Source organism: Sphingobium quisquiliarum P25 (assembly GCF_000445065.1).
Lineage (GTDB): Bacteria > Pseudomonadota > Alphaproteobacteria > Sphingomonadales > Sphingomonadaceae > Sphingobium > Sphingobium quisquiliarum.
On the sequence record NZ_ATHO01000024.1, the window covers coordinates 1 to 11,441 of the forward strand.

General features: G+C 63.9%; 12 protein-coding genes and 1 pseudogene. All 13 read left to right on the top strand.

Translation table 11 applies throughout. The annotated features are described in order from the left end of the window. The first annotated feature begins 387 nt into the window (after window positions 1-387). Window positions 388-756 (top strand): 30S ribosomal protein S13, encoded by a 369-nt coding sequence (rpsM, locus tag L288_RS25590; protein WP_021236987.1) that lies wholly within the window; start codon window positions 388-390, stop codon window positions 754-756. An 87-nt stretch (window positions 757-843) separates the two neighbouring features. After that, window positions 844-1,233: a 30S ribosomal protein S11 gene (gene rpsK, locus L288_RS25595; protein ID WP_004208752.1), complete on the top strand. Its 390-nt coding sequence runs from the start codon at window positions 844-846 to the stop codon at window positions 1,231-1,233. Between the two features lie 119 nt (window positions 1,234-1,352). Beyond that, a complete protein-coding gene (locus L288_RS25600; protein WP_030538841.1) occupies window positions 1,353-2,414 on the top strand; it encodes a DNA-directed RNA polymerase subunit alpha in 1,062 nt (353 codons plus the stop codon). Between the two features lie 157 nt (window positions 2,415-2,571). Further along, window positions 2,572-2,997 carry a 50S ribosomal protein L17 gene (rplQ, locus tag L288_RS25605; protein ID WP_021236989.1) on the top strand — a complete coding sequence of 142 codons (426 nt, stop codon included), beginning with the start codon at window positions 2,572-2,574 and terminating at the stop codon, window positions 2,995-2,997. Between the two features lie 226 nt (window positions 2,998-3,223). Continuing rightward, window positions 3,224-3,754 carry a hypothetical protein gene (locus L288_RS25610; protein WP_021236990.1) on the top strand — a complete coding sequence of 177 codons (531 nt, stop codon included), beginning with the start codon at window positions 3,224-3,226 and terminating at the stop codon, window positions 3,752-3,754. Window positions 3,755-3,888: 134 nt separating this feature from the next. After that, window positions 3,889-5,145, top strand: a complete 1,257-nt coding sequence (locus tag L288_RS25615; protein ID WP_021236991.1) for a TCR/Tet family MFS transporter — start codon at window positions 3,889-3,891, stop codon at window positions 5,143-5,145. 42 nt (window positions 5,146-5,187) lie between these two features. Next, the gene (guaA, locus tag L288_RS25620) at window positions 5,188-6,747 is read left to right on the top strand and encodes a glutamine-hydrolyzing GMP synthase (protein ID WP_021236992.1); all 1,560 of its coding nucleotides are present in this window, start codon (window positions 5,188-5,190) and stop codon (window positions 6,745-6,747) included. Window positions 6,748-6,873: 126 nt separating this feature from the next. Next, on the top strand, window positions 6,874-8,046 hold the full coding sequence (locus tag L288_RS25625; RefSeq protein WP_031303897.1) for an aminotransferase: 1,173 nt from the start codon (window positions 6,874-6,876) through the stop codon (window positions 8,044-8,046). A 70-nt stretch (window positions 8,047-8,116) separates the two neighbouring features. Beyond that, entirely contained in the window at window positions 8,117-9,547 is a 1,431-nt protein-coding gene (locus L288_RS25630; protein WP_021236994.1) for a DNA recombination protein RmuC, read from the top strand. Window positions 9,548-9,653: 106 nt separating this feature from the next. Beyond that, the gene (locus tag L288_RS25635; RefSeq protein WP_021236995.1) at window positions 9,654-10,283 is read left to right on the top strand and encodes a nicotinate-nucleotide adenylyltransferase; all 630 of its coding nucleotides are present in this window, start codon (window positions 9,654-9,656) and stop codon (window positions 10,281-10,283) included. A gap of 12 nt (window positions 10,284-10,295) precedes the next feature. After that, entirely contained in the window at window positions 10,296-10,685 is a 390-nt protein-coding gene (gene rsfS / locus L288_RS25640) for a ribosome silencing factor (RefSeq protein ID WP_021236996.1), read from the top strand. 39 nt (window positions 10,686-10,724) lie between these two features. Continuing rightward, window positions 10,725-11,147: a 23S rRNA (pseudouridine(1915)-N(3))-methyltransferase RlmH gene (locus tag L288_RS25645; protein ID WP_021236997.1), complete on the top strand. Its 423-nt coding sequence runs from the start codon at window positions 10,725-10,727 to the stop codon at window positions 11,145-11,147. 92 nt (window positions 11,148-11,239) lie between these two features. Then, window positions 11,240-11,441 (top strand): annotated as a pseudogene (locus tag L288_RS25650) (metalloendopeptidase); the annotation flags it as partial.

Below are 11,441 nucleotides of genomic sequence, written 5' to 3' on the forward strand. Positions count from 1 at the left end.
CTGCGGCGGGGGCGGCTGCCGGGGCGCTCCCACGCAGGACGCGAGCAGGAACGCCAGACAGGCGGGGACGGCGGAGAGCAGTTGAAAGCGCATTGCCCCTCCATGCCCGACTGCCCCCTCCCGCTTCAACCCGAAAAGGCGCGGCGGCAGTGCGCAGGGGCTTGGATGAGCGCGGCCCCTTCCGCCGACCGGATTGACAGTCCAGCGCGGAATCGCTAGGGCGCTGCGCATCCCGGACACGCTGGTGAGCGGCAGTGCATGGCACTGGCCGTCTTTTTTGCGTCTCGGGGTCTATCGAATCGGCCGAAGTCTCTATAGGGGTCTCGGCCCGGACGCTTTGAGATGGGGCGGCGCCAACCGCCCTGTGGAGCAGGAGTACAGAATACCATGGCACGTATTGCGGGTGTCAACATCCCGACCAACAAGCGCGTGATCATCGCGCTCACCTACATCCACGGCATCGGCCGCAAGACCGCCGTCGACATCGCCGACAAGCTGGGCATCGACCACAGCCGCCGCGTTCAGGACCTGTCGGACGCCGAAGTCCTCCAGATCCGCGAAACGATCGACTCCGACCTGACCGTCGAAGGCGACCTGCGCCGCGAAACCGCGATGAACATCAAGCGGCTGATGGACCTGGCCTGCTATCGCGGCCTGCGTCACCGCAAGGGCCTGCCGGTTCGCGGCCAGCGCACGCACACCAATGCGCGCACCCGCAAGGGCAAGGCGAAGCCGATCGCTGGCAAGAAGAAGTAATTCGTCCGGGGGACGAATTACTCCGCCGGAGGCAGCGCTCCTTGGGCGCAGCCTCGGTCACTCAAGATTTCAGTAGGATAGAGCAAAATGGCACGCGAACCCCAGCGCATCAAGCGGCGCGAGCGCAAGAACATTTCAGCCGGCGTCGCGCATGTGAACGCCAGCTTCAACAACACCATGGTCACCATCACGGACGCCCAGGGCAATGCGATCAGCTGGTCCTCGGCCGGCATGATGGGCTTCAAGGGCAGCCGCAAGTCGACCCCCTACGCCGCGCAGGTCTGCGCCGAAGACGCTGGCCGCAAGGCCGCCGAACATGGCGTGCGCACCCTGGAAGTCGAAGTGAAGGGTCCGGGGTCAGGCCGTGAATCGGCGCTGCGCGCGTTGCAGGCCGTCGGCTTCCACATCACCTCGATCCGCGACGTGACGCCGATCCCGCACAATGGCGTGCGTCCTTCCAAGCGCCGCCGCGTCTAATCCGGCGAGGCTTGCTGTCGGGCGGCGGACGCGTCGCCCGGTCACCCATCTGCATCGGCCGGAACGTCCTGTCTGGGTCCAGGATTTAAGCGTTTCGGCCTCATCCCCAGGGGAAATACATGACTGTCAACATGAAGAACTGGCAGGAATTGAAGAAGCCCAACAGCCTTGAAATCAAGGCGGCGGGCGACGGCAGGCGCAAGGCGACCTTCGTTGCCGAACCGCTGGAGCGCGGCTTTGGCCTGACGCTCGGCAATGCGCTGCGCCGGGTTCTTCTCTCCTCGCTCCAGGGCGCGGCGGTCACCTCGATCAAGATCGAGAACGTGCTCCACGAATTCTCGTCGCTGGCGGGCGTGCGTGAAGATGTGACGGACATCGTCCTCAACATCAAGCAGGTCGCGCTCAAGATGGAAGGCGATGGCCCCAAGCGGCTCCAGCTCTCCGCCACCGGCCCGGCCGAGGTGAAGGCTGGCGACATCAGCGTCGTGGGCGACATCGAAGTGATGAACCCCGATCTGGTGATCTGTCACCTGGACCAGGGCGCGACGCTGAACATGGAACTGACCGCCGACGTCGGCAAGGGCTATGTCCCCGCCGTCGCCAACCGTCCGGCCGATGCGCCCATCGGCCTGATCCCGGTCGATGCGCTCTACTCGCCGGTGCGCCAGGTCGCCTACAAGGTGGACAATACCCGCGTCGGCCAGGAACTGGACTATGACAAGCTGTCGCTGACCGTCGAGACCGACGGCACCGTCACGCCGGAAGACGCGGTGGCCTATGCCGCCCGCATCCTCCAGGACCAGCTCCAGCTGTTCGTCCACTTCGAAGACGCGCTGCCCGCCGCCGTTCCGGCCGCTGGCGCCGCTGCTTCGTCCGCGGCCGAGGCGGAAAGCGACACCAACCAGATCAACCGCTACCTGCTCAAGAAGGTGGACGAGCTGGAACTGTCGGTCCGCAGCGCCAACTGCCTCAAGAACGACAACATCATCTATATCGGCGATCTGGTCCAGAAGACCGAAGCCGAGATGCTGCGCACCCCGAATTTCGGCCGCAAGTCGCTGAACGAAATCAAGGAAGTGCTGTCGTCCATGGGCCTGCGCCTTGGCATGGACATCCCCGGCTGGCCGCCGGAAAATATCGAGGAAATGGCCAAGAAGCTCGAACAGGAGCTGCTGGGCTAAGCAAGCGGCGGCCGTTCGCTTCCAGCGTGTCGGGAAGCGTTTCTCGACTTCGCTCGAAACGAACGGCGGTTGCGGGATGGGCTGTTGGGCGGTGGCCCTTATCACCGCCTGGTCTGGGCTACCTCACACGGGCCCTTAACGAACGAAGGAAGAAGACATGCGTCACAAGGTTGGTCATCGCAAGCTGCAACGCAGCGCCGGGCATCGCAATTCGCTGCTCCGCAATCTCGCCGCCTCGCTCATCAAGCATGAGCAGATCCTGACGACCACGCCCAAGGCGAAGGAACTGCGTCCCTACGTCGAAAAGCTGATCACCCTCGCCAAGAAGGGCGGCCTGTCGAACCGCCGTCTCGCGCAGTCCCGCTTGCAGGACGATGTTCAGCTGACCAAGCTGTTCGACGTGCTGGCGGAGCGCTATGCGGACCGCAACGGCGGCTACACCCGCGTGATCAAGGCGGGCATCCGCGCGTCGGACGCTGCCCCGATCGCGATCATCGAGCTGGTCGACCGCGACGTCGATGCCAAGGGCAAGGATTCGGGTCCGGTCCAGGGCGCCGATGAGGACGAGCTGGAAGCTGCCTGATCGATAAAAGCCGCTCGCCAGCGCGGGCGGAATGGAAAATGGGAACAGGCTGCGGTTCGATGGAACCGCAGCCTGTTTTTCATTGGCGCGGCAGGTCGTTGCGATATCGAAATATTAGGCCGGGAGAGATCGCTCTAAATGACCTATTTCACTCTCTACTTCCCCCCGTTCAGCCCGCCGACAGCCTGACGGGCTTAGCGATGCACGGCGGTCGCAAGGAGGCGGAATGATGGGTAAGCCGGTGTGGATAGCAGTATCGGTTCTGGGAATGACGCTGCTGGCAAGCGGCACGGCGGTCGCGCAGAACCAGCCTCGTTACGATTACTCCGATCCTGCCGATGATCAGGACAGCACCGGTTCGGACTACGCCAACCGCGCGAACGAAGACCAGGTCTCTCCCCGGGCCGAGGATGATTTTTCCGATGTCGCCGCCGCCGATGAGGAGCGGGCCGGATCAGCTCGCCGCGACGGCCGGGATGACAGCGCCGCCCTGAACATCGATGACGAGGAAGTCGAGGCCATGACCGACGGCTGCGCCCGCGCCGCCCGCGAAGAGGCGGAACTCAACGGCGACTATGCCGAGGTGCGCCAGATGGAAGCCCCGCGCGAAAACCGCAACGGCTTCCGCATCGACGGCGATGTCGAAAGCCGCAGCCACTGGCGCGCGCAGGATGGCCGCCTGCGCCATTTCACCTGCACGGTCGCCAATGGCCGGATCGAGGATGTCTACTTCCAGCGGGAACGCGCCGCACGCTAAGCGGCGTATACGCCGCCCTCCCCCACGGTTCCCGCACACCAGCAACAGCGATTTCGTTCCGCGGCCCGCAGTCTCCTATTCCCTCCCGCCTGCAAAATGCCTAGGCGGCTGGCTGATCAGGAGCCGTTTACCGCATGCCCCCCAATTCTTCCTCCCCTGCCCGTCCGGCCGCGATCATCTTCATCCTGGTGACGGCGCTGCTCGACGTCATGTCGATGGGCATCGTCGTTCCCGTCCTGCCGCAGCTGATCGGAGAGCTTGCCGGCTCCACCAGCGCCGCGGGATTGTGGAACGGCCTGTTCGTGGCGCTGTGGGCGGTCATGCAATTTCTCTGCTCACCCATCATCGGTTCGCTTTCGGACCGCTTCGGCAGGCGGCCGGTGATCCTGATCTCCGTGGCGGGACTCGCCCTGGATTTCATACTGATGGCGCTCGCCCCCAATCTCTGGTGGCTTGCTGTGGGCCGGATTTTGGGCGGCATCACATCTTCCAGCTTCACCTCGACCTTCGCCTATATGGCTGACATCACCCCTCCCGAAAAACGGGCGCGGGGCTATGGCCTTATCGGCGCGGCATTCAGCGCTGGCTTCGTCGCCGGGCCGTTGCTGGGCGGCGTGCTCGGAGAAGTCTCCTTGCGCGCGCCCTTCTGGGCTGCAGCAGGCCTGTCGGCTCTGGCATTTCTCTACGGCCTCGTCGTGCTGCCGGAATCGCTTGCTCCGGCCAAGCGCATGACCTTTTCCTGGCACCGTGCCAATCCGTTCGGCGCGTTGAAGCTGCTGCGATCGCACCCCGAACTGTCGAGCCTGGCGATGGTGAATTTCCTCCTCTATTTCGCGCACCACCTGTTCTCGGCCGTCTTCGTGCTCTACGCGGGGGACCGGTACGGGTGGGGCGCGTGGCAGGTCGGGACGCTGCTCGCGCTGGTCGGCGTCATGGACATGGGCGTCCAGGGCCTTCTGGTCGGTCCCGTCGTCAAGCGGCTGGGCGACCGCAGGACCATGGTGACCGGCCTCAGCTTCGGGGCGATCGGCATCGCCGCCATGGGGCTTGCTCCCAATGGCTGGATGTTCGTCGCGGCCATGTTCCCCAACGCGCTGTGGGGCCTCGCCATGCCGGCCATCCAGTCGCTGATGACGGTACGCGTATCCGAATCCGAACAGGGTCAGTTGCAGGGAGCCAACAACAGCGTCGCATCGATCGCGGGGGTCATATCCCCAATCTTCTTCGGCGCGATCTATTCCATGTCCGTGGGTCCAAACCCGGCGCTGCCCCATATCGGCAGCGCCTTCCTGATCGCCGCGATCGTGCTGGCAAGTGCGGCTCTGCTGGGATGGGTCGCCGGACGGAGCGGCAACGTGCCTTCGCTGGACAAGGACGGCGCCACGCACTAACCGCGCCACATCCCATTCTCTCCGGCTCGTAAAGGCGATTCGATGACGCTGCCCCTTCAGGATTCCATCCTCATCGTGGATTTCGGCAGCCAGGTGACCCAGCTGATCGCGCGGCGCGTGCGGGAGGCGGGGGTCTATTCCGAAATCGCGCCTTTCAACAGCGCAGCCGAAGCTTTCGAGCGCATGAAGCCCAAGGGCATCATCCTGTCGGGCGGACCATCGTCGGTGATGTGGGAAGACAGCCCGCGCGCGCCTCAGGCCTTCTTTGACGCGGGCATCCCGATCCTTGGCATCTGCTATGGGCAGCAGACGATGATGCAGCAGATGGGCGGCCAAGTGGAAGGCGGCGAAAGCGGCGAGTTCGGACGCGCCTTCATCGAAGTGAAGAAGCGCTGCGCCCTGTTCGACGGCCTGTGGTCCGTAGGCGAGCGGCATCAGGTATGGATGAGCCATGGCGACAAGGTGACGAGCCTTGCGCCCGGTTTCGAAGCGGTGGCGGTGAGCGAAGGCGCGCCCTTCGCCATGACCGCCAATGAGGAAAAGCGCTTCTACGCCACGCAATTCCACCCCGAAGTGGTGCATACGCCAGATGGCGCCAAGCTGATCGCCAATTTCGCCCGCCATGTCTGCGGCCTCAAGGGCGACTGGACCATGGCCGAATTCCGCGCGACCAAGATCGCCGAAATTCGCGAACAGGTGGGCGATGGCAAGGTGATATGCGGCTTGTCCGGCGGCGTCGACAGCGCGGTGGCCGCCGTGCTGATCCATGAGGCGATCGGCGATCAGCTGACCTGCGTGTTCGTAGATCATGGGCTGATGCGCGCGGGCGAGGCGGAGCAGGTGGTTTCGCTGTTCCGGGGCAGCTACAATATCCCGCTGGTCCATGTGAACGCCGAAACGCTGTTCATGAAGGGGCTGGAAGGCGTCACCGATCCCGAAGCCAAGCGCAAGTTCATTGGCAAGACCTTCATTGACGTATTCGAGGATGAAGCGAAGAAGATCGGCGGCGCGGCGTTCCTGGCGCAAGGCACCCTCTACCCCGACGTGATCGAAAGTGTCAGCTTCACTGGCGGGCCTTCAGTCACGATCAAGAGCCACCATAATGTCGGCGGCCTTCCCGAGCGCATGAACATGAAGCTCGTCGAACCTCTGCGCGAACTGTTCAAGGATGAAGTGCGCGAGCTTGGCCGCGAACTGGGGCTACCGGACGTCTTCGTCGGCCGCCACCCCTTCCCCGGGCCCGGCCTCGCGATTCGCATTCCCGGAGAAGTGAGCAAGGAACGCTGCGACATATTGCGCAAGGCGGACCTCATCTATCTGGAGGAAATCCGCAACGCCGGGCTGTATGATGCGATCTGGCAGGCCTTCGCCGTGCTGCTGCCGGTGCGGACCGTCGGCGTGATGGGCGACCATCGCACCTATGATAGCGTCTGCGCCCTGCGCGCCGTCACCTCGACTGACGGCATGACGGCCGACATCTATCCCTTCGACGCCGCCTTCCTGAGCCGCGTCGCAACTCGTATCATCAACGAGGTGAAAGGGATCAACCGGGTGGTCTACGACTATACATCGAAGCCGCCGGGCACGATCGAGTGGGAGTGAACCGGTAAGCGGGAGAAGTTATTCCGCTCGCAGCACGCAGCGGTGACGCGTTCCTGAGAATGCAGGAACATGGGGCAAATCAGCGGAAGCTATACTCCGGGCGTGAGAGCCACTAGCTCTGGCCTCATGACTATCGCTTCACTTGGCCATCCCGTTTACCGGGACATGCCCGCCACCATCTTCGAAAAGATGTCCGCGCGGGCGCGGCAGGCGGGCGCGATCAATCTGGGACAAGGTTTTCCCGACGCTCCGGGACCAGCCGATATCTTGCGGGCAGCCGCAGACGCCCTGCTAACGCGGTCGAGCCAATATCCTCCGAGCGGAGGCTTGCCCGAACTGCGCGCGGCGGTGGCGGATCATTATGCGCGGCATCAGCAACTGGACCTTTCCGCCGAAGAAGTGATCGTCACGTCCGGTGCTACCGAAGCCATCGCTGCCACCCTGCTGGCGTTGATCCAGCCGGGTGACGAGGTCATCCTGTTCGCGCCGCTCTACGACGCCTATCTGCCGCTGGTCGAGCGCGCGGGTGGCGTGGCGCGCGTAATCCGGCTTGCACCACCCTGCTGGCGGATCACGCAGGAGGCGCTGGAGGCCGCCGCAAGTTCGCGCACCCGCCTGCTGCTGCTCAACAATCCCCTCAACCCCAGCGCCGCCATTATGGACAGGGAGCAACTCAGCCTGATCGCGCGCTTTTGCGTTGAGCGCGACCTGATCGCCATTTGCGACGAGGTTTGGGAGCATGTCACCTTCGAAGGACTGGCACATACCCCGCTCATGGGCCTGCCTGGCATGCGCGGCCGTACTGTAAAGATCGGGTCGGCAGGCAAGATCTTCTCCCTCACTGGCTGGAAGGTAGGATGGATGTGCGCCGCTGCGCCGATTGCGACGCTGCTCGGACGCGCACATCAATTTCTGACCTTCACCACGCCGCCCAATCTGCAATGGGCGGTTTCGGAAGGGCTCGGCAAGCCGCACGCGTGGTTCAGCGCCGTGCGCGCGGATTATCAGCGATCGCGCGACCGGCTGGCAAGCGGCCTCCGCGCGGCGGGCTATGTTGTCGATCCCGGAACTGGAACCTGGTTTTCCACCATAGATCTTGCCGCGTCCGGCATCTCTCTCTCCGATCAGGCATTTTGCGAAAGAATCATCGGCGAGGCTGGAGTGGCCGCTATTCCTGTCTCCGCCTTTTACCCCCGTGATCCCATTACCCATCTGGCCCGGCTCTGTTTCGCCAAGAGCGATGCGGTGATCGACGAGGCTGTAGCACGTCTTGCCCGCTTCAGGGCATCGCTTGGTTGAGCGGCAGAGAAGGCTTGCCGTGTCGACTTTAGGCGTCTAGATTCACCTTTCGTTCCGTTGAGGGGTTTACATGGACAGTCTGATCATCCTTTTGACTGCGGTGGCCCTGTTGGCGGGACTGGGCATCGGATGGCTGTTGCGGGGCAAGGCTGCTGCCCCGGCTTTGGCTGAAAAAGCGGAGCTTGCCGCTAAGCTGGAAAGCGCGACAGCGCAGCGGAATGGCGCGTTGCAGGAGCTTGTGGTGGCGCAGGATCGCGCCGCGCAGGCGGGAGAGCTTGCGCGGCGGCTGGAGGAAGAACGCGCCGCAAGGGAAGCGGCGGCCAGGGAACTTGCGGCGCTCCGCTCGGACGCGCAGGCGCGGGCCGAAGCGTTCGAGGCGCAAATCAGGGCGCTCAAGGATGCCAAGGAACAGCTTTCAGCCCAGTTCAGCGAAATCGGCGGCAAGCTGCTGCATCAAGCTCAGAGCCATTTCCTGGAGCGCGCTGATCAGCGGCTGGCGCAGGCACATGAAAAAAGCGAGGCGCAGCTCAAGCAATTGCTGCACCCGGTCAATGAGACCATCCAACGCTACGACCAGAAGATCACCCAGATCGAACAGCAGCGCACCGAAGCCTATGGCATCTTGCGCGGTGAGATCGAATCGATGCGCACGGGGCAGGAAGCAGTTCGTGCGGAGGCGCAGCGGCTGGTCGATTCGCTGCGTCATGCGCCCAAGGCGCGGGGGCGCTGGGGCGAACAGCAGTTGCGCAATGTGCTGGAAACATGCGGCCTGTCGGAGCATGTCGATTTCCGTACCGAGGTAAGTGTCGAGGGGGAAGAAGGCCGGTTGCGCCCGGACGCTATCCTGCGGGTGCCGGGCGGGCGGGCTCTGGTAATTGACGCCAAGGTGTCGCTCAACGCCTATCAGGATGCCTATGGGGCCGATGGGGAGGAGGAACGCAAGCGCCTGCTCACCGCTCATGCCACTGCGATGCGCGCTCATGTCGAAACGCTGGGCCGGAAAAGCTATGCTGAGCAGTTTGAGGAAGCGCCTGATTATGTGATCATGTTCGTTCCGGGCGAGCATTTCCTGTCCGCCGCGCTGGAGCATGATCCGCAGCTCTGGGACCATGCCTTCGCCAAGCGGGTGCTACTGGCGACCCCCACCAACCTGATAGCCATCGCGCGGACGGTGGCGGCGGTCTGGCGTCAGGAGAAGATGGCGGACGAGGCCAAGCGAATCGGTATGCTTGGAAAAGAGCTTTATGAACGGCTCGCGGGCGCGGCGGCTTCCTTGCGGAAGCTTGGCAACCGGCTCAACGGAGCGGTGGGCGATTATAACGCCTTCGTCGGCAGCTTCGAAGGAAGGGTGCTCGTCACCGGGCGGAAGCTGCGCGATCTCAATATCGAAACGGGCGGCAAGGAACTGGAGCAACTGGAGCCTGTTGAAGCACTTGTGCGGGAGCCTGCTTCACCCGAAGCGCTTCATCCCCTGGAAATGCTGCCTAGTGCCGCAGAGTGACAGCAGCGGCTCAGTACAAAATAGCGAGCGATCTAATTGATTGTGAGCATTGCTTGAGGGCGTGACCAGATTGCGCGGGGCTGCTGCAACTGGCATGGCCCGTCCCATGGCTCGCATCGGCCTTCTTGGCGGCTCCTTCAATCCTGCGCATGGCGGCCATCGCGCCATTTCGCTCTTTGCCGCCGAGGCGCTTCGCCTGGACGAAGTCTGGTGGCTGGTGTCGCCTGGCAATCCGTTGAAGCCGCGCGCTGGAATGGCGCCCTTGTCCGCCCGGTTGCAGCACGCCAAGGCCGTGGCGCGTGGGTCCATCATCCGCCCGACAGCCATCGAAAGGCAACTTCGCACGCGCTACACGGCCGATACGCTGCGGCGGTTGCAAGCGCGCTACCCGCGTCACCGTTTCATCTGGCTGATGGGATCGGACAATCTGACGCAGTTCGCCCAATGGAGGGATTGGCGCGGCATTGCGCGGCGAATGCCCATTGCAGTTATCGCCCGGCCTTCTTATGATAAGGACGCCTATGGCTCTGTGGCCATGGCATGGCTGCGGCGTTCCGTCCGGCCCGCGCGCCAGAGTGCAGACTGGACGGAGTGGAGACCGCCGGCGCTTGTGCTTTTGCGCTTTCGCCCTGATCCAAGATCGGCGACCCTGCTGCGGCAGGCCGACCCTCTCTGGCATCGCGAATATGAACATGCACGTGTGCGCGACCCGCTCACGCGCCGGATGATTGTCTAGAATGGAGCCTCTTTGACCAGAACCCAACCCGCCAACGATACGGCGCAGGACGCCGACAGCGTTGCAGCCCTGCACGCCCTGGTGCTTAAATCGCTCGATGATGACCAGGCGCAGGAAACCATCTCCATTCCCCTGGAGGGCAAGAGCAGCATCGCCGATCATATGGTGATCGCCAGCGGCCGTTCCTCGCGGCAGGTAGCGTCCATGGCGCAGAAGCTTGCCGAACGGATCAAGCAGGCCACTGGCCGCTCCGCGCGGGTGGAAGGCCTGCCGGTCGCGGACTGGGTGCTGATCGACGCAGGCGACGTCATCGTCCACCTGTTCCGCCCGGAAGTGCGCAGCTTCTACAATCTGGAACGGATGTGGGGCTTCGTCGACGCGCCGGTGGCTGGCACCGCCTAAGCCTTCGACAAGGCGCGCGATCACGGCTAGGGGCAGGACATGCTGCTCCACATCATCGCGCGCGGAAAGATCGGGCGTTCGGCCGAGGCGGAACTGGTCGAACGCTATGTGAAGCGGCTGACGATGCCGCACAGGATCACTGAACTGCCCGACAGAGGCGGCAAGGTGCCGCCCGCTCAGCCGGGAACGGTCATGGTGATGCTGGATGAAAAGGGCCGGCAGCTCAGTTCCATGGATTTCGCCCGCCGCATCGAGGGATGGCGCGATGCGGGGACCCGCGAATGCCGCTTCCTGATCGGGGCGGCGGATGGCTTTGACGATGCGGATCGGTCCGGCGCGGACCTGCTGATCGCCTTTGGCGCGATGACATGGCCGCATATGATGGCGCGTGCGATGCTCGCCGAACAACTCTGGCGCGCCTGCTCCATCCTGTCGGGCCATCCCTATCACCGGGAAGGGTGAACCGGGGCGCGCGCCCATATGCTCGACAGGAGCCCGGCTTTGCGCCTAGACCTGTTGCGGGTTTGCGGAAGACACCGCGGTCGGGGGACAGGTTGAAACGGTCGGCGATCATCGCAGCGTTACTGGCCGCGGCCGCCATGGCGGGGACAGCGCGCCTGACCGCCGCTCCCGGATCAGGCATCATCCTGCAAGGCACCGGTCGCACCAGCCTGCAACAGGAGCAGGAAGCGCTAAGGACGGCAAGGCTGCAATCGGATCAGGCGCGGGAGCGGTCGGAACGGCTGGAGCGGCAGG